Here is a 20,717-nt window from a genome sequence, read left to right as displayed (position 1 = left end):
GATGGGGGAGGCGATATGGACACTCAAGGCTTCAGCGCGGCAGAACGCTTGGAAAGACTGCCGATCAGCGGTTATCACCGGATCATTTTCATCATCATCGCCCTGGCGTTTTTCTTTGACTCCATGGACCTGGCGATGATGACGTTCCTGCTCGGCTCGATCAAAGCCGAGTTCGGCCTGAGCAGTGCGCAGGCAGGGCTGCTCGCCAGTTCGAGTTTCTTCGGTATGGTGCTCGGCGCGTCGCTGTCCGGCATGCTCGCCGACCGTTTCGGACGCAAACCGGTGTTTCAGTGGAGCATCGTCCTGTGGGGGCTGGCCAGTTATCTTTGCTCGACGGCGCAAACGATAGAGTCGCTGACGCTGTTCCGCATCCTGCTGGGGATTGGCATGGGCATGGAGTTTCCGATTGCCCAATCGATGTTGTCGGAGCTGATTCCGGCTCAGCGACGCGGGCGCTACATCGCCTTGATGGACGGCTTCTGGCCGCTGGGTTTTGTCGCGGCCGGGGTATTGTCCTACTTCCTGTTGCCGCTGATAGGCTGGCGCGACATTTTTCTGGTGTTGGCGGTGCCCGCGGTGTTTGTGCTGGCGATCCGTTTTTTCATCCCCGAATCACCGCGCTGGCTGGAACAGGCCGGAAAACATGAAGCCGCCGACAAAGTCTTGAGCGGGATCGAAGCGCGGGTACGCGCATCGCTCGGTGGCGCCGCGTTGCCGTCACCGCTGCGTATACCGCGCACTGTGACGCCCCCGGGCGACTTCTTTTCGGCGCTCAAGCAGATCTGGTCGCCACAGTATCGCCAGCGCACGACGATGATCTGGAGTGTGTGGTTCTTCGCGCTGCTGGGTTTTTACGGCCTGACGTCGTGGCTCAGCGCATTGCTGCAACAGTCTGGTTTCGCCGTGACGCAGTCGGTGTATTACACGGTGCTGATTTCCCTGGGCGGGATTCCCGGTTTCCTGATGGCGGCGTGGCTGGTGGAACGCTGGGGACGTAAACCGGTGTGCATCGTCACGCTGCTCGGCGGGGGGGTAATGGCGTTTCTGTATGGGCAGAGCGCGGTGTTCGGCGGCAATGTGGCGCTGCTGATCAGCACAGGGTTGTTGATGCAGTTCTTCCTGTTCGGCATGTGGGCAGTGCTCTACACCTACACGCCGGAGTTGTATCCGACGTCAGCCCGGGCGACGGGCTCGGGATTCGCCTCGGCGATCGGTCGGGTGGGATCGCTGCTTGGGCCTATGGTGACCGGGCTGGTGTTCCCGATGACCGGGCAGGGTGGGGTGTTTGCGCTGGGTGCGCTGTGCTTTGCGATTGCGGCGGGGGTGGTGTGGTTGTTCGGGATGGAGACGCGGGGCAAGACGCTGGAAGAGCTGACTGAAACACAAGTCGCAGGCTGACCATAGATCCCATTGTGGGAGCGAGCAAGCCCGCTCCCACATTAGCTCTTCGGTGTTGTTACGGTTTTACCAACCGTGCATCCAGGCTGTTCTGTGCCAGACGCTTGGCCTGATCCTGGGTCATGCCCAGGTGCTCGTGCAGCGCGTGGAAGTTCTCGGTCACGTAGCCGCCGAAGTACGCCGGGTCATCTGAGTTCACCGTGACCTTCACGCCACGCTCAAGCATGTCGAGAATATTGTGCTGCGACATGTGATCGAACACGCAAAGCTTGGTGTTCGACAGTGGGCACACGGTCAGCGGGATCTGCTCGTCGATGATCCGCTGCATCAGACGCTCGTCTTCGATGGCGCGCACGCCATGGTCGATACGCTGGATTTTCAGCAGGTCGATGGCCTCCCAGATGTACTCCGGCGGCCCTTCTTCACCGGCGTGGGCGACGGTCAGGAAGCCTTCGTGACGAGCGCGGTCGAACACGCGCTGGAACTTGCTCGGCGGATGACCCATCTCGGAACTGTCCAGACCGACAGCGACAAACGCGTCACGGAACGGCAGCGCCTGATCGAGGGTTTTCTGTGCTTCGTCTTCGCTCAGATGGCGCAGGAAACTCAGGATCAAACCGCTGGTGATGCCCAGTTGCTGCTCACCATCTTTCAATGCGGCGGCGATGCCGTTGAGCACCACTTCGAACGGGATACCCCGGTCGGTGTGGGTCTGCGGATCGAAGAACGGTTCGGTGTGAATCACGTTCTGCGCTTTGCAGCGCAGCAGGTAGGCCCAGGTCAGGTCGTAGAAATCCTGGGAGGTGCGCAGCACGTCGGCGCCCTGGTAATACAGGTCGAGAAATTCCTGCAGATTGTTGAAGGCGTAAGCCTTGCGCAGGGTTTCGACGTCGTTCCACGGCAGGGCGATCTTGTTGCGTTCGGCCAGGGCGAACAGCAGTTCGGGCTCCAGCGAGCCTTCCAGATGCAGGTGCAGTTCAGCCTTGGGCAGGGCGTTGAGCCAGTCGTACATATTCTTTTCTCATCAGGTGCAATGACGGCATTCTACAGATGCTCGCCGAAACAATTGGCAAAACCTGACCAAACGATCCATCAGACCGCCTCCTGTTCCCGCCGATAGGCGTAGGTATCAGCGAAGCGCGAGAGCAGGAATTCGGCGCAAGTGGTGGCCGGATATTTCGCCGGATGCTGTGCGTCCTGACAACCGGGCAGGCATTCGATGCGGGTGTCCGGGTGCGGTTCGGCAAAGAACGGCATCGAGTAGCGTTCCACGCCGAGCGGGCTGATCACCCGGTGCGGTGTCGAGCGATATCGGTCGTTGCTCCAGCGCGCCATCATGTCGCCGAGGTTGACCACGAATGTGCCTTCAATCGGCGGCGCGTCGATCCATTGACCTTTGACGTTCTTCACTTGCAGGCCACCCGCCGCGTCCTGATAGAGCAGGGTGATGCAGCCGTAATCCGTGTGCGCGCCAGCGCCTTGTTGCTCGGCAGAACTGGCGGTGTGGCGCGGCGGGTAATGGATCATGCGCAGCACACTCACGGGTTCAAAAAAGCGCTTGTCGAAAAAGTCGCGTTCGATGTCCAGGGCAAGGGTCATGGCGCGCAGCAGCGTTTGCGCGAGGGCCTGCATGTCGAGGTAGTGCTGCTCCATCAGGGTTTGCCATCCCGCTTGCTCAGGATGGCGGTTCGGCCCGCGCAAGGGTTTTTCCGCCAGCACTTCGGGATGATCGGCCGGCAGATGCAAACCCATGTCGAACGTTTCTTTCAGATCGCTGGGTTTGTTCGGGTCGAGCTGTTCGGTGGCGATGGCGCCGTAGCCGCGATGGTGGCGGGTCTGGGTGATGTCGATCTTGAGCTTCTCTGCCGCCGGCAGATCGAAAAAACGCTGCGCGTGATCGAGCAGTGCGTCGATGCGCTGGGCGGAAATCGGATGTCCCTTGATGTAGAAGAAACCCCACTCGCGGCACGCCTGGTCGATTTGCTCGGCGACGGCGGGCCAGGCGTTTTGGTCGTCGGTGTAGAGCGGGCTGATGTCGATGATGGGAAGGCTGTTCATACGTTTGTCCTGAAGAAACTCAGACTGAAAAGCAACGGAGATCTCTGTGGGAGCTGGCTTGCCAGCGATAGCAATCTCCCAGGCAACAATGATGTTGAAGGTGATGGCCTCATCGCTGGCAAGCCAGCTCCCACAGGTTCGGTGGTGTTTCTGGGAGGATTACTTCGGCATCTCGGCCTTCATGCCTTCAACGTAATAGTTCATCGAGGCCAGTTCTGCGTTGGTTGCACTCACGCCCGCCGGGATTTTTTCGACCCCGGCCTGATCCTTGATCGGCCCGGTAAACGGCTTGAACGCGCCGCTCTTGATGTCGGCGATGATCTGCTCGGCTTCAGCCTTCACGGGCGCTGGCACCAAGTCGCTGATCGGCAGTTCAACCGTGCCTTCCTTCAACCCGCCCCAGTAATCCTGGGATTTCCAAGTGTGGTCGATCACGCTTTGCGTCGCCTGAATGTAGTGCGGCGCCCAGTCGTTGACGATCGAGGTCAGCACCGCTTTCGGCCCGAAGTGCGCCATGTCGGAGGCGTAGCCCACGGCGTACACGCCACGACGTTCGGCCGCTTGAATTGGCGCCGGGCTGTCGGTGTGCTGGAACACCACGTCCACGCCCTGATCGATCAGCGCGTTGGCCGCATCGGCTTCCTTGCCCGGATCGAACCAGGAGTTGACCCACACCACTTTGATCTCGGTGCCGGGGTTGTACTTGTTCAGGGCCAGTTGAATAGCGTTGATATCGCGGATCACTTCCGGAATCGGGAACGAGGCGACGTAGCCGATTTTTTTGCTCTTGGTCATCCTCGCGGCGAGGAAACCGCCGACGTAGCGACCTTCGTAAGTGCGTGCCAGATAGGTACCGAGGTTCTTGTCCTGCTTGTAGCCGGTGGCGTGTTCGAAAGTCACTTTGGGAAATTGCTTGGCAACTTTCAGCGTCGGGTTCATGTAGCCAAACGAGGTGGTGAAGATCAGGTCGTACTTGTCCTTGGCCATGTTGCGGATCACCCGCTCGGCATCGGCACCTTCGGCGACGTTCTCCACGTAGTGGGTGGTGATCTGATCGCCGAGTTTCTCGGCCAGTGCCTTGCGCCCCTGTTCATGCTGATACGTCCAGCCGTGGTCGCCGATCGGGCCGATATAGACGAAACCGACCTTCAGCGGATCGGCAGCGCTGGCGCTCAGACTGATCCCCAGACCGAGGACGGCGCACAGCAGTTTGTGCAGCGGACGTATTTGCATGAATTGGAGCTCCATTTTGTTGTGTGTGGACAGCGTCAATGCAAATTGCTGACCAACAGGACAACAAACGTCTCCAAACCGCATAACGGCCTTCGCGAGCAGGCTCGCTCCCACAGGGGAATGCATTTCAATGTGGGCGCGGGCTTGCTCGCGAAGAGGTCGGCGCGGCCAATAAAAGTGCAACGAATGAAACGGCCGCCATCCACTGGTGCGCTAAGGTGTAACGAAACGTTAGCGCCGCTCCGCAGTCTGTAGCTCATTCGCACTCTTCGGCAAAAGGCCCGCCATGTTCACGATCCTCAAGCAAGAAAGCTTTCTACTGCTGGCCCTTATCGCCGCACTCATCGCTTATTCACTGGAACACTGGCTGCTGCACAGCGGCCAGATCGTCGCCCTGGGCGCCGGGCTGGTGCTGATCGCCTTCATCGTCGCCGCCTCAATGCGCGTCGCCCACCACGCCGAACTGCTCGCCGAAAAAGTCGGCGACCCCTACGGCACGATGATCCTCACGCTGGCCGCCGTGCTGGTAGAAGTGGTGATTCTGGCGATCATGATGAGCAACGAAGCATCGCCCACCCTGGTGCGTGACACGATCTATTCAGCGGTGATGCTCGACATCAACGGCATTCTCGGCCTCGCGGCGCTGATGGGCGGGATCAAGCACGGCGAGCAGTCCTACAACGACGACTCGGCGCGCAGCTACAGCGTGATGATCCTCACCGCCATGGGCGTGTCGATGGTGGTGCCGGAGTTCATTCCCGAGGCTAACTGGAAGGTTTATTCGGCGTTCACCATCGGTGCGATGGTGGTGCTTTACACCTTGTTCCTGCGCATGCAGGTCGGGCCGCACAGCTATTTTTTCAGCTACAGCTACCCGGACAAGCGGCGCAAGAAAGAGCCGGTCGAACAGCAACCGAAACCGCTGAGGTTGGGCTTGTCGATTGGCATCCTGGTGTTTGGTGTGGTGGTGATCGGCGCGCTGGCCGAGGTGATGTCGAAAACCCTCGATCTGGGCCTGGAGGGAACAGGGGCGCCGCCGGTGATCACGGCGATTCTGGTGGCGGCGATCTCGGCCGCGCCGGAAATTCTCACGGCATTGCGTGCGGCGCTGGCGAACCGCATGCAGTCGGTGGTCAACATCGCGATGGGCGCGTCACTGTCGACGGTGATCCTGACCGTGCCGGTGATGGAAGCCATGGCGCTGTACACCGGCCAGCCATTTCAAATGGCGATGACGCCAGTGCAGACGGTGATGATCTTCATCACCCTGATTGTCAGTGCGATCAACCTCAACGACGGTGAAACCAATGCCATTGAGGGCATGACGCACTTTGTGCTGTTTGCGACGTTCATCATGCTGTCCCTGCTCGGGCTCTAGGAACACCACAATTCCAAATGTGGGAGCGGGCATGCTCGCGAACGCGTTCTGTCAGGCAGCTTAAAACTGACTGACTGACACGACGCCTTCGCGAGCAAGCCCGCTCCCACAGGTTTAATCGGCGGTGAATCAGGTGCCGGCGATCAGTTGGCGCGCAGCCTGGCTGTGATCGGCAATCAAGCCCTTGAGATCCAGCCCTTCAACCTGTCCATCCACCACACGCCACTTGCCGCCAATCATCACGCGATCCGCACGATCGGCGCCGCACAGCAGCAGCGCCGAAATCGGATCATGGCTACCGGAGAAGCGCAGCTCATCGAGCTTGAACAACGCCAGATCAGCCTGTTTGCCCACCGCCAGTTCACCAATGTCGGTACGCCCCAACAGACTCGCCGAGCCCTTGGTCGCCCAGCCCAGCACGCGCTCAGGGGTGATTTTCTCGGCGCCATAACGCAGACGCTGGATGTACAGCGCCTGCCGCGCTTCGAGGATCATGTTCGACGCATCGTTGGATGCCGAACCGTCGACACCCAGGCCAAACAGCGCACCGGCGTCGGTCAGATCGATGCTCGGGCAGATGCCGGAGGCCAGGCGCATGTTCGAGCTTGGGCAATGGCAGATGCCGGTGCCGGCCTGACCGAGGCGGGTGATTTCGTCCGGGTTGAAATGAATGCCGTGGGCCAGCCAGGTGCGTGGGCCGAGCCAGCCAACGCTGTCCAGATAATCGACGGTACGCAGGCCGAAACGCTGCAGGCAGAAATCCTCTTCATCAAGGGTTTCGGCCAGATGCGTGTGCAGACGCACGTCGAGTTTGTTCGCCAGTTCGGCACTGGCCGACATGATTTCCGGCGTCACCGAGAAGGGCGAGCACGGTGCCAGGGCGATCTGGATCTGCGCGCCATCGCCACGCTCGTGGTACTCGTGAATCAGGCGCTGACTGTCGTCGAGGATCACCTGGCCTTCCTGCACGGTCTGCTGTGGCGGCAGGCCACCGTCCTTCTCGCCGAGGCTCATCGAACCTCGGGTCAACATGGCGCGCATGCCCAGTTCACGCACGGTTTCGACTTGTACGTCGATGGCGTTTTCCAGACCGTCGGGGAACAGGTAGTGGTGGTCGGCGGCAGTGGTGCAGCCCGACAGCAGTAGTTCGGCCAGCGCGACTTTACTGGCGAGCGCGAGTTTTTCAGGCGTCAGGCGCGCCCAGACCGGGTACAGGGTTTTCAGCCACGGAAACAAGGGCTGGTTGACCACTGGCGCCCAAGCGCGAGTGAGGGTTTGGTAGAAATGGTGGTGGGTGTTGATCAGGCCCGGCAGGATCACATGCTCGCGGGCATCGAACACTTCATTGCACGGTGCGGACGGTTGCTGACCGGCCGCCAGCACTTCGACGATCACGCCGTCTTGCAGCACCAGACCACCACGGGCATCGAGCGCGTTGGCCGTGAAAGTGGCGAGGGGATTTTTTAACCAGGTACGGATGGCAGGCATTGTGGCCGGCTCCTCTGAAAGTTGGGTTCAGGGTTGCCAGCTCAGTGTTGCCCTGTCTGCTGATCCAGGGTCGCCGCGAAGGACGAGGCGCGCAGTTTCAAACAAAACGCGATGCCGGGCAAGCCCCACCCGACAGGACAACACACACCACCCCTTATGGGAGAGGGCTTGTTCGCGAAAGCGCTGAGTCAGGCACGGGTGTATTGACTGACACGACGCCTTCGCGAGCAAGCCCGCTCCCACAGGGGTTATACGGTGCTTACCAAGGAATGGTTTCACCCTTGTAATTGACGAAGTGGTGCCCGCCCTTGCCAGTAAACGCATTCACCTGATCGACCAGACCGCGCGTGCTGGTCTCGACATCAATGTCGGCACCGTCACCGCCCATGTCCGTCTTCACCCAACCCGGATGCAGTGACAGCACCGTGAGTTTCTGTTCGCCCAACTGGGTCACGAAAGTGTTGGTCATCGAATTCAGCGCAGCCTTGCTCGCCTTGTACAGCGCCAGTTCCGGCGCATCCGGCATGGTCACGCTGCCGAGTACCGAACTCATGAACGCCAACACACCGCTGCCATCGCGAATCTGCCCGACAAAACGCTGGGCCAGATTGATCGGTGCCACCGCGTTGGTGAAAAACAATTTCCCGACTTCGGCCAGTGTCGCGCCGCCCGGGGTTTGTACATCCGGGCCTTTGACCCCGGCGTTGACGAACAGCAGGTCGAACGTCTCGCCCTTGAGTTGCTGACTCAGGGCGATCACCGCTTGCTGGTCATCCATATCAAGCTTCTCGATGCGCACCTTGCCCAGCGCTTGCAACGCGTCGGCGTTCGAAGGATTGCGCACGGTGGCCGTCACTTGCCAGCCATCGGCCAGCAGGGTTTTCACCAACCCGAGGCCCAAACCACGTGAGGCGCCGATGATCAGTGCGTTTTTTGCCTGGGACATGATGGGTTCCTTGAAAAGTTAACGTGCAGGATTCAATGGACACGCCTGAGCGAGCCGTAGTTGCAACTCCTGACGCAGTGCGTCGAGTTCACTCATACGGGTTTCGATCAGTTGCAGTTTGTCGCGCAGCAATTGCGCCACGGCATTTTCCGGATCAGGTGCCTTCCACAAGGCGGTAACGCTGTTGCCGATTTCGCCGAGAGTAAAACCCAGCCGTTGCGCAGTCTTGATGTAGAGCACCAGTTGCACCATTTCCGGCGGATAGTCGCGATAACCGTTGGCACTGCGTTGCGCCGCAATCAATCCGCGCTGCTCGTAGAAACGCAGGGTGTCGCGGCTGACGGCGCTGGCCACGGCTAATTCACCGATACGCATGGTGTTGCTCTGAAGAGGGCTTGACCCTGGAGCATACTCCAGGCTTTACCGTGCTTGCTCCTCAAATTTCTGGAGCATGGATGATGTGGACTTCAACCCAGTATCGAAACGTGGTGCGCGGCAGTGCCTGGTATGACCTGATTGTCACGGCGGCGTTTGCCACGCCATGGAGTTTTACGGCGTTGCATGGGGTTTTGGCGGCGCTGAGTCAGACGATGGATTTGCCGGGTGAACTACCAGCGTTCGCGCCGATGCATATGTTGATGGCGAATCTTTTGGGTTCGGTGGTTTGTGTGTGGGCGGTGCTGCGGATTCGTGATCCGCAGGCGCTTTATGGGCGCTATGACGCGGTGGCGCGGTTTCTGTTTGCGGCTTGGCAGGGGTATGCCCTGGTCCATGGCGCCAGTTCGATATTGTTGGTTTTCCTGGTTTTCGAACTGGCGTGGGGCATCGCTCAGGTGTTGCCTGTTCGGGCCCCATCGCTGGCAAGCCAGCTCCCACAGGTTCCGGTGGTGTAATCCAGAACGCATTCACACCCGAGATCCCTGTGGGAGCTGGCTTGCCAGCGATGGGGCCCGTGAAATCACCACATTAATGCCCTGCCTGCCACGGCTGCCCCAACGACACCGGCGCATATAACCGCGTACGCAGCGCATCGCGCGACAACAGCACCAACACCACAATCGTCGCCACATACGGCAGCATCGCCAGCAAACTCGACGGAATCGCCAGCCCCATCCCCTGTGCCACCAAATGCAGGATGCTGGCGAGCCCGAACAGATACGCCCCCAGCAACAACCGCCACACCCGCCAACTGGCAAACACCACCAGCGCCAGCGCGATCCAGCCGCGCCCGGCCGTCATGTTCTCGGCCCACATCGGCGTGTACGCCAGTGACAGATAAGCCCCGGCCAACCCGGCCATCGCCCCGCCAAACAGCACGGCCAGCGTACGCACGGTCAACACTGGCAAGCCCATCGCACTGGCCGCATCCGGGTTCTCACCGACGGCCTGAATGATCAGCCCGATACGACTTTTGATGATCACCCACGCGACCAGCGCAAACAGCGCGAACGACAGGTAAACCAACAGATCCTGAGCAAACAGCATCCGCCCGATCAGCGGAATTTCACTCAAGTACGGAATCGCCATTGGCTCAAAACCCGCCAGTGGTTTACCCACCCACGCGGTGCCGACAAAGGTCGACAACCCCACACCAAAAATCGTCAGCGCCAGCCCGGTCGCCACCTGATTGGCGTTGAACACCAGCGCCACCAAGGCAAACAGCGACGACAACAGCATCCCCGCAAGCATCGCCAACAACACGCCAAGCCAAAGATTGCCGCTGCTGAGGGCGACGATAAAACCGATCACCGCACCAAACAGCATCATCCCTTCCTGGCCGAGGTTGAGCACGCCGCTCTTCTCGCAGATCAGTTCACCCATCGCCACCAATAACAGCGGTGTGCCGCAACGCACCATGGCGTAGAAAATATTGCTCAGCAGATCGATATCCATCACAGCGCTCCGGCGGTTACGGCAGTGGTCGACGTGCGCCGTCTCCAGCGCAGTTTCAGGCGCGGCCGATAGAGGATCAGCACGTCACAGGCCAGCAGGAAAAACAGCATCATTCCCTGGAACAGTTGGGTAATCGCTTGCGGCAGGTTGAGGGCCATCTGCGCACTCTCGCCGCCGATGTACAGCAACGCCATCAACAGACTGGAGAACAGAATCCCGATCGGATTCAGCCGCCCGAGAAACGCCACGGTGATCGCCGCATAGCCATACCCTGGCGAAACCTGCGGCACCAACTGACCAATCGGCCCGGTGACTTCGCAGACCCCCGCGAGCCCGGCCAAACCGCCGCTGATCAGCAGCGCCAGCCAGATCAGCCGTTTCTCGCGAAAACCGACAAACCCCGCCGCACGCTTGTCCAGCCCGAGCACTTTGATCTGAAAACCGACAAAGCTTTTCTGCAACAACACCCACACCGCCACCAAGGCGAGCAGGGCGAAATACACCCCGGCGTGCACGCGGCCATCCTCCATCAACAGCGGTAAACGGCTGGCATCGCCAAACATCGCCGACTCGGGAAAGTTGAAGCCGGCCGGGTCTTTCAACGGGCCGTGTACGCAGAACAACAACAGGTTGAGGGCAATGTAATTGAGCATGATGCTGGTGAGGATTTCGTTGGCGTTGAAACGCGTGCGCAGCCATGCCGTCAGCCCGGCCCACGCCGCGCCGGCGAGGGTGCCGGTGAGCAGAATCAGCACCAGTGCCCAACGGCTTTGCATGTCGATGATGTTCACCGCCAGCGCACTGCCGGCCAACGCGCCCAAGAGCAATTGGCCTTCGGCGCCGATGTTCCAGATTCGCGCTTGATAGGCCACGGCCAAGCCCAACGCGCAGAGCAGAATCGGCAGGGCTTTGACCAGCAATTCGGAGACGCCGTACACGTCGCTGACCGGTGCGATCAACAGGGTGTGCAAAGTTTGCAGTGGATCATGACCCAGAGCGATGAACAGCAGCGAACCGCAACCGAGGGTCAGCGCCGCCGCCAACAACGGCGAGCACCAGAGCATCAGGCGCGATTGCTGGCCACGGGGTTCGAGAGAAAGCAGCATGTTGAAAACTCCGTTAAACCGTGGCGTGTTGTTGAGGGGCATCGAACTGGCCAGCCATCCAGCCACCGACATCGCTTAGTAGGGTGTCCGCCGTGTTGTGCAACGCGGACATCTTCCCGCCGCACAACGCACCGAGGCGGTCGCTGATCTGGAACAGTTCGTCGAGGTCTTCGGAAATCACCAGAATCGCCGCACCGGCATCGCGCAACGCGACCAACGCGCGGTGAATGGTGGCGGCAGCGCCGACGTCCACGCCCCAGGTCGGGTGTGCGGCGATCAGCAGTTTCGGTTGCTGGAGGATTTCCCGGCCGAGGATGAATTTCTGCAAGTTGCCGCCAGACAGACGGCGCGCAACGGTTTGCGTGTCCGGGGTTTTCACGCCGAAGCGTTGAATAATTTGTTGCGCGAGGGCTTCGACCTTGCCTCGCTGGATCAGCCCGTTACTGACCAATCCCTGCTGGAAGGCCGTGAGCAGGGCGTTGTCCGCCAGACTCAACTCGGGCACCGCGCCGTGGCCGAGGCGTTCGGCGGGGACGAACGCCAGACCGAGTTTGCGCCGCGCATCCGGGCGTAAGTCAGCGACAGCTTGTTCACCGAAGCGAATCGTCGTCGCCTCGGCGCTCGGCAGGGTTTGTTCGCCGCTGAGCAGGGCGAGCAACTCATCCTGACCATTGCCGGCGACCCCGGCGATGCCGACGATTTCACCGCTGCGCACTTGCACATTAATGTCGGTCAACGAGCTGCCAAACGGATCGGGGTTGCGCCAGCTCAAACCGCTCACCTGCAAAAAATCCGCGCCGCCGCTGACTTTCGGATAATCACCGATCAACGCCGCCGCTTCGCCGACCATCAACTGTGCCAATTGTTGATCCGAACACTCGGCGGGTACGCAATGCCCGGCCACTCGCCCGCCGCGCAAAACCGTGGCGCTGTGGCACAAGGCGCGAACTTCGCCGAGCTTGTGGCTGATAAACAGAATGCTGCAGCCCTCGGCGGCGAGGCGACGCAGCGTGATGAACAAGTCGTCGGCCTCTTGCGGTGTCAGCACCGAGGTCGGTTCATCGAGAATCAGCAGACGGATGTCCTGCATCAGGCAGCGGATGATTTCCACCCGTTGTCGCTCACCGATCGACAGGCTGTGGACAAGTCGCTCAGGCTCCAGCGCCATGCCGTAACGGCGCGACACTTCGCGAATTTTCGGTTCCAGTTGTTTGGGCGTACCGGCCGCTGCGCCCATCGCCAGAGCAATGTTCTGCGCCACGCTGAGGGTTTCAAACAGTGAGAAATGCTGGAACACCATGCCGATCCCCAACTGCCGCGCCTGCGCCGGGTTGCGGATATTCACCCGTTGACCTTGCCAGAGCGTCTCGCCCGCATCGGCCTGGGTGACGCCATAGATGATCTTCATCAGCGTACTTTTGCCCGCGCCGTTTTCACCGAGCAGCGCATGGATTTCCCCGGGGGCGATGCTCAGGTCGATGGCATCGTTGGCCAGACAACCGGGGTAGCGTTTGCTGATGTGGCGCAGTTGCAGGCGCGTGTTGGGCGGATCGATTGGCATGACAGGCTCGACTTGCTTGGAATTGTGCCTGTGGATAAAGCAATTTCCTGGCCATTGAGTCAGGAACCTAGGTGAACCGTGTGCATCAGCGCTTGGCGCAGAGCATTCAAGGCTGCATCGGGTATTTGCCCGGCACCAATTCAGAGCAAAGCCGTTGAACAGGCTCCAGTTTTGCCCTTCGGTGACTGATCAAAAAACGAGCAAAGATGCGGGGGCTAGGCAGAGTCTGCAACTGCGCCAGCCATGAACGGGTTATCCACAGGTTGCTCCACAGTTATTGTGCGCAAGCTGTAAACCCGGGCATAAGCACTGCAATGCTTTCTTCTAATGGTGCTAAACGCGATTAACTGATTGTTTTTAGGCGAATTTTGAATTGTTCAGGAGAGATTGAACGAAAAATGAACAAACCGCGCAAAGCCGCGTGACAGAAGGGTTACAGCGCAATGTACTCAGGTTATCCACAGCCGGGTGCACAGCCGATGTGGGCAACTCGGGGGAATAAGGAAATCAAGCGATGCCCTAAAAGATCGCAGCGCTTGAGCGCTGAAGCAAAATTCGCCCACGACTCAAATCAGCCAACTGGCGTTGCAATAATTCGATCTGCTGTTCGCCCACCGCAAGCTGCAATTCGACGCCGTTGGCAGTGAAGTTTTCCTCGACCACCAACCCGCCCAGATCCGCCACCCGCAATTTCACCAGCGCCAGCTCGGCAAACCCACAGGCACAACGCAGCGGCACACGGCTGATCAACTCGACTTTCGCTGCCGTCTGCAGGCACTTGTTTGCGCCGCCACCATAGGCGCGGGCCAAACCGCCGGTGCCCAGTTGAATGCCGCCGTACCAACGAATCACCAGTACGGCGACCTGATCGCAATCCTGCGCTTCAATCGCCGCCAGAATTGGCCGGCCCGCCGTGCCGCCAGGCTCGCCGTCGTCATTGCTGCGGTATTGATCGCCCAGTTTCCAAGCCCAGCAGTTGTGCGAGGCGTTCAAGTCGCTGTGCTGTTCGAAGAACGCCTGCGCGTCGGCCGCGCTGCTGATCGGCGTGGCGTAGGTGATGAAGCGGCTTTTGCGAATCTCTTCGCGGTATTCGCAAAAACCACTGAGGGTGAAAGGCATAGACGTCTTATAGAGAGGGAGTGAGGCCGCAGCCTTTGAGGATGATGCGGATCAAATTGTTGCCGGCGTCTTCCATGTCCTGCTTGGTCAACTTGCTGCGCCCGCTGACTCGGCAGATCTGCGTGGCAAAGTCGGCGTAATGCTGAGTGCTGCCCCACAGCAGGAAAATCAGGTGTACCGGATCCACAGGGTCCATTTTGCCGGCATCGATCCACGCTTGAAAAACGGCCGCTCGCCCCTGGAACCAGGCGCGGTAATCCTGATTGAAATATTCGCTCAGGCATTCGCCGCCGCTGATCACTTCCATCGCGAAGATGCGCGAAGCTTGCGGCTGGCGGCGGGAGAATTCCATTTTTGCGCGGATGTAGCGGGTGAGCGCCTCGGCCGGATCGTCCTCGGCCGTCAGGGTGTTGAAGGTGCTGTCCCACAACTCGATGATGTTGCTCAGCACCGCCACGTACAACCCAAGCTTGTTGGTGAAGTAGTAATGCAGGTTCGCCTTGGGCAACCCGGCATTCTGGGCAATGGTGTTCATGCTGGTGCCTTTGTACCCATGACGGGCGAACTCGTCTTCGGCGGCTTTGAGGATGGTCTCTTCGTTCTTCTGACGAATGCGGCTGGCGGGCTTGCCGCCGTGAGCGGGGACTTCAAAGGTCATAGGCACTTCCGGGTTTGTCTGTGGGCGCAACCAGTTGCGTTGATAGCGCACCCACAGGCTTCAGACAAGTCCTGAAGCAATAAAACCGTTACGCCTGTTCGACCTTGTTCACCTGCACATGGGCTTCGGTGGTGGTTTTTGCTTCCGGCAGCAGCAGGCAGAGCATGATTGCGGTCAGCCCGCCACTGGTGATCGCCGAGTCGAAAAGGTTCTGCACCAGTTTCGGCAGCAAGTGCAGCAAGTTCGGTTGTGCGGCAATGCCCAGGCCGACGCCGAACGAGGTGGCGATGATCAACATGCTGCGTCGATCCAGCGGTGATTGCGCGAGGATACGCACACCCGCCGCCGCAACGGCACCGAACATCACCAGCGTCGCACCGCCAAGCACCGGTTTCGGAATCTGTTGCAGCACCGCGCCGATCATTGGAAACAGGCCGAGACAAAACAGGATCGCGCCGATGTACAAACCGACGTAGCGACTGGCGACACCGGTCAACTGGATCACGCCGTTGTTCTGCGCGAACGTGGTGTTGGGAAATGCGCTGAAAGTGGCCGCGATCATGCAGCTCACGCCATCACCGAGAATGCCACCGCGCAAACGGCTTATATAAGAAGGGCCGCTGATGGGCTGGCGGGCCAGCATGCAGTTGGCGGTGAGGTCGCCGACGGTTTCGATGGTGCTGATCAGATAAATCAGCGCGACGGGCAGAAAAGCCGTCCAGTCGAAGCTGAATCCAAACTTGAACGGTGTAGGAATACTCACCAGCGGCAAGTCAGGCAAAGGCTGTACAACCAGTTTCCCACTGAACCATGCCGCCAGACTGCCGAGCACCAGGCCGATGATGATTGCCGAGAGCCGCACCCACGGCGTGTTCGAGCGATTGAGCAGGATGATCGTCAGCAGCACGAACACGCCCAGCGCCAGATTGCTCGGCGCACCGAAGTCCGGTGCATTGAAACCGCCGCCCAGATCTGTGATGCCGACTTTGATCAGGCTGATACCGATCAGGGTGATGACAATGCCGGTCACCAACGGCGTAACGACGCGACGCAATTGGCCAATGAAGCGGCTGAGCACGATCTGTACGATCGCGCCGAAAAAGCACACGCCGAAGATCATCGCCAGAATGTCCTCCGGGCCGCCGCCGCGCTGCTTGACCAGAAACCCTGCCGACAGCACGGCGCCAAGAAAGGCGAAACTGGTGCCCTGCAAACAAATCATCCCGGCACCAATGCCGAACGGTCGGCGTGCCTGAATGAACGTACCGACCCCGGACACCATCAGTGCCATGCTGATCAGGTACGGTAAATGCGCGGTCAAGCCAAGCGCCGAACCGATCACCAGCGGCGGGGTGATGATGCCGACGAAACTGGCGAGTACGTGTTGTAGGGCGGCAAGAATCGCGGCGGGCGGTTTGGGGCGGTCGTTGAGGCCGTAGATCAGGTCGCTGGACGGTGCGGAATCTGGCTGCATGGACTTGGGCTTCTTGTTGAAGGATCGGGGTTGATCCTGCTTTGCAAAAAGCTGTCCACATGCTCAGGTTATTGGGCGATTTTGTCTGTTAGGCCCAGCGTGGCTGGGCCTTGCAGGTTTTTCAACGCGTCGCCGCCAAGCTTTCAAGAAAACTTTCCAGCACCAAATGGGGGCGCCGGCCCTTGCGCGTGACCGATGCGAGGCTCAGGTCATAGAAACGTGTCTTGGCCTTGAGCGCACGCAGACGCCCCTGCTGCACCCATAGGCTGGCGTAGTGATCCGGCAGATAACCGATGTAGCGCCCGGTCAGGATCAGGAACGCCATGCCTTCACGGTCCGAAGCGCTGGCGGTGCAGTTGAGCGCTTGGTAATGCGCCTGAATGTCTGCCGGCAAACGGAAGGTCGGGGCGATGGCGTCCTGACTATTCAGGCGTTCGTCGTCCAGTTGCTTGTCATCGACGTAAAACAGCGGATGCCCGACCGCGCAGTAAAGCAGTGAGCGTTCGCTATACAACGGCTGATATTCCAGACCGGACAGTGCACTGGCCTGCGGCACCACGCCAACATGCAGGCGGCCGTCGAGCACGCCTTGTTCGACTTCATTGGGCGCGATCATGCGGATCTGGATCTGCACGTCCGGGCCGCGTTCTTTTAATTGCGCGAGGGCGTGGGTGATGCGCATGTGGGGCAGGGTGACCAGGTTGTCGGTCAGGCCAATGATCAACTCGCCGCGCAAGTGCTGGTGCAGACCGTTGACCTCGGTGCGAAAGCTTTCCAGCGCACTTAACAGTTGCAGCACCGATTGATAGACCTCGCGGCCTTCTTCGGTCAGCGAGAATCCCGCGCGACCGCGTTGGCACAGGCGTAAGCCGAGGCGTTGCTCCAAGTCGCTCATTTGCTGACTGATCGCCGAGCGTCCAATACCGAGCACGGTTTCCGCCGCCGAGAAGCCGCCGCATTCCACCACGCTGCGAAAAATCCGCAGTAAGCGAATATCAAAGTCACTGACCTGGGCCAGCGGATCGGGACGGCGGCTGCTCATGCTTGATCACTCAAAGTTTAGTAGCGGGCTGACTGAAGGTTAGAAGAGTTGGATTTCACCGACTTTATCGCCGTGGCAATTTAGCTGCAACAACGCTTTCTATCTCCCTGACGCTTATGCCCTGCGAGGTTTTGCCCGATGAACATGCCTGAAACCGCTCCGTCGCCACTGGCCAGCCAACTGAAGCTGGACGCGCACTGGATGCCGTACACCGCCAACCGTAACTTTCAGCGCGATCCGCGTTTGATCGTCGGTGCCGAGGGCAGTTGGCTGTTCGACGACAAGGGCCGCAAGATCTACGACTCGCTGTCCGGTCTATGGACCTGCGGCGCCGGGCACACCCGCAAGGAAATTCAGGAAGCGGTCTCCAAGCAGTTGGGCACACTCGATTACTCGCCGGGCTTCCAGTACGGCCATCCGTTGTCCTTTCAGTTGGCTGAGAAAATCACCGATCTGACCCCGGGCACCCTCAACCATGTGTTCTTCACCGACTCCGGCTCCGAGTGCGCCGATACGGCGGTGAAAATGGTCCGTGCCTACTGGCGTCTTAAAGGCCAGGCGACCAAGACCAAAATGATCGGCCGCGCCCGTGGCTATCACGGTGTGAACATCGCCGGCACCAGCCTGGGTGGCGTCAACGGCAACCGCAAAATGTTCGGTCAGGCGATGATGGACGTCGATCACCTGCCGCACACGTTGCTGGCGAGCAATGCGTTCTCCCGTGGCATGCCGGAGCAGGGTGGTATCGCCCTGGCCGATGAACTGCTGAAGCTGATCGAACTGCACGATGCGTCGAACATCGCCGCCGTGTTCGTTGAACCGATGGCCGGTTCCGCTGGCGTGCTGGTTCCGCCTCAGGGTTATCTGAAGCGTCTGCGTGAAATCTGTGATCAGCACAACATCCTGCTGGTGTTCGACGAAGTGATCACCGGTTTCGGCCGCACCGGTTCGATGTTCGGCGCCGACAGCTTTGGCGTCACTCCCGACCTGATGTGCATCGCCAAGCAAATCACCAACGGCGCGATCCCGATGGGCGCGGTGATTGCCAGCTCCGAGATCTATCAGACCTTCATGAACCAGCCAACGCCGGAATACGCGGTGGAATTCCCGCACGGCTATACCTATTCGGCGCACCCGGTGGCTTGCGCCGCTGGCCTGGCGGCACTCGACCTGCTGCAAAAGGAAAACCTGGTGCAGAGCGTGGCCGAAGTCGCGCCGCATTTTGAAAACGCGCTGCATGGCTTGAAGGGTTCGAAGAACGTCATCGACATCCGTAACTACGGTCTGGCCGGTGCGATCCAGATTGCCGGTCGTGACGGCGACGCCATCGTGCGTCCGTTCGAGGCCGGCATGGCGCTGTGGAAAGCGGGCTTCTACGTGCGCTTCGGCGGCGACACCCTGCAGTTCGGCCCAACCTTCAACAGCAAGCCACAAGACCTTGATCGTCTGTTCGACGCGGTCGGCGAAGTGCTGAACAAGCTCGACTGATTTTCCTTCTATATATATCTAAAAACAGCGGGTGCCCCTCGTGGGCATCCGTGGACAAGCATTCAGGAGTTTTCGATGAGCGTTATCCCGCATTTGATCAATGGCGAACTGGTGACCGAGAACGGTCGCGCGGTTGACGTGTTTAACCCGTCCACGGGGCAAGCGATCCACAAGCTGCCACTGGCCAGCCGCGAAACCGTCCAGAAAGCCATCGATGCCGCCAAGGCAGCGTTCCCGGCGTGGCGCAACACACCAGCGGCCAAACGTGCTCAGGTGATGTTTCGCTTCAAGCAACTGCTGGAGCAGAACGAAGCGCGCATCTCGCAATTGATCAGTGAAGAACACGGCAAGACTCTCGAAGACGCTGCCGGTGAGCTGAAACGCGGTATCGAGAACGTCGAGTTTGCTTGTGCTGCGCCGGAAATCCTCAAGGGCGAGTACAGCCGCAACGTAGGCCCGAACATTGATGCCTGGTCGGACTTTCAGCCGCTTGGCGTTGTTGCCGGTATCACGCCGTTCAACTTCCCGGCGATGGTGCCGCTGTGGATGTATCCACTGGCGATCGTTTGCGGCAACTGCTTCATCCTCAAGCCGTCCGAGCGTGATCCAAGCTCCACGCTGTTGATCGCTCAACTGCTGCTGGAAGCCGGCCTGCCAAAAGGTGTGATGAACGTGGTCCACGGCGACAAGACTGCGGTGGACGCGCTGATCGAAGCGCCGGAAGTCAAAGCGCTGAGCTTCGTCGGTTCGACGCCGATTGCTGAATACATCTACGCCGAAGGCACCAAGCGCGGCAAACGCGTTCAGGCGCTGGGCGGCGCGAAGAACCATGCGGTGCTGATGCCGGATGCCGATCTGGATAACGCGGTCAGCGCACTGATGGGCGCGGCGTATGGTTCTTGCGGCGAGCGCTGCATGGCGATCTCCGTTGCGGTATGTGTGGGTGATCAGGTGGCGGATGCGTTGGTGGCCAAACTGGTTCCACAGATCAAGGCGTTGATGATTGGTGCGGGTACTTCGTGTGGTCTGGACATGGGGCCTCTGGTGACCGGTCAGGCTCGCGACAAGGTCAGCGGCTATGTCGATGACGGCGTGGCAGCAGGTGCGACCCTGGTGGTCGATGGTCGCGGCTTGAGCGTCACGGGTCACGAAGACGGATTCTTCCTCGGGGGCTGCCTGTTCGACAACGTCACTCCAGAGATGCGCATCTATAAAGAAGAGATCTTCGGGCCAGTGCTGTGCGTCGTTCGGGTGAGCAGCCTGGAAGAGGCGATGGAACTGATCAACGATCACGAATACGGCAACGGCACCTGCATCTTCACGCGTGACGGTGAAGCGGCGCGTCTGTTCTGTGACGAGATCGAAGTCGGTATGGTCGGCGTCAACGTGCCTTTGCCGGTGCCGGTGGCTTATCACAGCTTTGGCGGCTGGAAGCGTTCGCTGTTCGGCGACCTGCATGCTTATGGGCCCGATGGCGTGCGCTTTTATACTCGTCGCAAGGCAATCACCCAGCGCTGGCCGCAGCGTGCCAGCCATGAGGCCTCGCAGTTCGCCTTCCCTAGCTTGTAAGCAGGAGGGATGAAGTAGGCCGACCTGTAGAGGTCGGCCTTTGTGTTTTCGGGGTTCTTTGACTGATATGACAGAAATATGAAAATAGGTGTTGACGGCGAATTCCAGACGTCTATAATTCGCCCCACTTCCGGCGCAGTCGAAACGGAAAACTCCTTGATATTCAATGAGTTATGATGTTTTCGGCGGTGGGTTGCTTCAGGTTATCGAGGCCAGAAAGAAGTTGAAAAAGAGGTGTTGACAGCAGCGTGTAACGCTGTAGAATTCGCCTCCCGCTGACGAGAGATCGGAGGCGCAAGTGGTTGA

The 20,717-nt window shown here is 59.7% G+C and carries 18 protein-coding genes; 5 read left to right on the top strand and 13 right to left on the bottom strand.

Going from position 1 to position 20,717, the window contains the following annotated elements; genetic code table 11:
• Positions 1-15 precede the first annotated feature (15 nt).
• Positions 16-1,398, top strand: a complete 1,383-nt coding sequence (locus tag ACIOU6_RS16240; protein ID WP_221734173.1) for an MFS transporter — start codon at positions 16-18, stop codon at positions 1,396-1,398.
• 58 nt (positions 1,399-1,456) lie between these two features.
• Here ACIOU6_RS16240 and ACIOU6_RS16235 read toward each other — a convergent pair whose 3' ends face one another.
• The 3 genes from ACIOU6_RS16235 to ACIOU6_RS16225 form a co-directional block, all read right to left on the bottom strand.
• A complete protein-coding gene (locus ACIOU6_RS16235; RefSeq protein WP_401137853.1) occupies positions 1,457-2,410 on the bottom strand; it encodes an adenosine deaminase in 954 nt (317 codons plus the stop codon).
• 80 nt (positions 2,411-2,490) lie between these two features.
• Positions 2,491-3,456, bottom strand: a complete 966-nt coding sequence (locus tag ACIOU6_RS16230; protein ID WP_401137850.1) for a 2-oxoglutarate and iron-dependent oxygenase domain-containing protein — start codon at positions 3,454-3,456, stop codon at positions 2,491-2,493.
• Positions 3,457-3,615: 159 nt separating this feature from the next.
• A complete protein-coding gene (locus ACIOU6_RS16225; RefSeq protein ID WP_221734170.1) occupies positions 3,616-4,689 on the bottom strand; it encodes a BMP family ABC transporter substrate-binding protein in 1,074 nt (357 codons plus the stop codon).
• A 286-nt stretch (positions 4,690-4,975) separates the two neighbouring features.
• On the opposite strand from ACIOU6_RS16225, the gene ACIOU6_RS16220 reads away from it, so the two are divergent.
• Complete coding sequence (locus ACIOU6_RS16220) at positions 4,976-6,067, top strand: calcium:proton antiporter (protein WP_221734169.1); 1,092 nt, start codon at positions 4,976-4,978, stop codon at positions 6,065-6,067.
• Positions 6,068-6,196: 129 nt separating this feature from the next.
• Here ACIOU6_RS16220 and ACIOU6_RS16215 read toward each other — a convergent pair whose 3' ends face one another.
• From ACIOU6_RS16215 to ACIOU6_RS16205, 3 genes are all read right to left on the bottom strand, one after another.
• Positions 6,197-7,555 carry an 8-oxoguanine deaminase gene (locus ACIOU6_RS16215; protein WP_401137845.1) on the bottom strand — a complete coding sequence of 453 codons (1,359 nt, stop codon included), beginning with the start codon at positions 7,553-7,555 and terminating at the stop codon, positions 6,197-6,199.
• A gap of 259 nt (positions 7,556-7,814) precedes the next feature.
• Entirely contained in the window at positions 7,815-8,501 is a 687-nt protein-coding gene (locus ACIOU6_RS16210; protein WP_221734167.1) for an SDR family oxidoreductase, read from the bottom strand.
• 18 nt (positions 8,502-8,519) lie between these two features.
• On the bottom strand, positions 8,520-8,876 hold the full coding sequence (locus tag ACIOU6_RS16205; protein ID WP_221734166.1) for a MerR family transcriptional regulator: 357 nt from the start codon (positions 8,874-8,876) through the stop codon (positions 8,520-8,522).
• Positions 8,877-8,959: 83 nt separating this feature from the next.
• Here ACIOU6_RS16205 and ACIOU6_RS16200 point away from each other — a divergent pair, with 83 nt between their 5' ends.
• Entirely contained in the window at positions 8,960-9,394 is a 435-nt protein-coding gene (locus tag ACIOU6_RS16200) for a hypothetical protein (RefSeq protein WP_401137928.1), read from the top strand.
• Positions 9,395-9,467: 73 nt separating this feature from the next.
• Here the strand turns inward: ACIOU6_RS16200 and ACIOU6_RS16195 are convergent, their stop codons facing one another.
• From ACIOU6_RS16195 to ACIOU6_RS16165, 7 genes are all read right to left on the bottom strand, one after another.
• Positions 9,468-10,394 carry an ABC transporter permease gene (locus ACIOU6_RS16195; RefSeq protein WP_401137841.1) on the bottom strand — a complete coding sequence of 309 codons (927 nt, stop codon included), beginning with the start codon at positions 10,392-10,394 and terminating at the stop codon, positions 9,468-9,470.
• Positions 10,394-11,500 (bottom strand): ABC transporter permease, encoded by a 1,107-nt coding sequence (locus ACIOU6_RS16190; RefSeq protein WP_401137839.1) that lies wholly within the window; start codon positions 11,498-11,500, stop codon positions 10,394-10,396. The genes ACIOU6_RS16195 and ACIOU6_RS16190 overlap by 1 nt, the downstream gene beginning before the upstream one ends.
• Before the next feature lie 13 nt (positions 11,501-11,513).
• Positions 11,514-13,061 carry an ABC transporter ATP-binding protein gene (locus ACIOU6_RS16185; RefSeq protein ID WP_401137836.1) on the bottom strand — a complete coding sequence of 516 codons (1,548 nt, stop codon included), beginning with the start codon at positions 13,059-13,061 and terminating at the stop codon, positions 11,514-11,516.
• A gap of 519 nt (positions 13,062-13,580) precedes the next feature.
• Positions 13,581-14,180 carry an IMPACT family protein gene (locus tag ACIOU6_RS16180; protein ID WP_401137833.1) on the bottom strand — a complete coding sequence of 200 codons (600 nt, stop codon included), beginning with the start codon at positions 14,178-14,180 and terminating at the stop codon, positions 13,581-13,583.
• A gap of 7 nt (positions 14,181-14,187) precedes the next feature.
• Entirely contained in the window at positions 14,188-14,838 is a 651-nt protein-coding gene (locus ACIOU6_RS16175; protein ID WP_150617871.1) for a TetR/AcrR family transcriptional regulator, read from the bottom strand.
• Between the two features lie 88 nt (positions 14,839-14,926).
• The gene (locus ACIOU6_RS16170) at positions 14,927-16,312 is read right to left on the bottom strand and encodes a uracil-xanthine permease family protein (RefSeq protein ID WP_401137830.1); all 1,386 of its coding nucleotides are present in this window, start codon (positions 16,310-16,312) and stop codon (positions 14,927-14,929) included.
• Positions 16,313-16,433: 121 nt separating this feature from the next.
• A complete protein-coding gene (locus ACIOU6_RS16165) occupies positions 16,434-17,354 on the bottom strand; it encodes a LysR family transcriptional regulator (RefSeq protein ID WP_221734345.1) in 921 nt (306 codons plus the stop codon).
• Between the two features lie 138 nt (positions 17,355-17,492).
• Here ACIOU6_RS16165 and ACIOU6_RS16160 point away from each other — a divergent pair, with 138 nt between their 5' ends.
• On the top strand, positions 17,493-18,842 hold the full coding sequence (locus ACIOU6_RS16160) for an aspartate aminotransferase family protein (protein ID WP_401137827.1): 1,350 nt from the start codon (positions 17,493-17,495) through the stop codon (positions 18,840-18,842).
• 75 nt (positions 18,843-18,917) lie between these two features.
• Complete coding sequence (locus tag ACIOU6_RS16155; protein WP_401137825.1) at positions 18,918-20,411, top strand: CoA-acylating methylmalonate-semialdehyde dehydrogenase; 1,494 nt, start codon at positions 18,918-18,920, stop codon at positions 20,409-20,411.
• Positions 20,412-20,717: the final 306 nt, after the last annotated feature.

Source organism: Pseudomonas sp. NPDC087615, from assembly GCF_044743445.1.
Classification (GTDB): Bacteria; Pseudomonadota; Gammaproteobacteria; order Pseudomonadales; family Pseudomonadaceae; genus Aquipseudomonas; species Aquipseudomonas baetica_A.
Note: the sequence above shows the minus strand (reverse complement) of the source record. Positions and strands in the feature narration are given on the sequence as shown.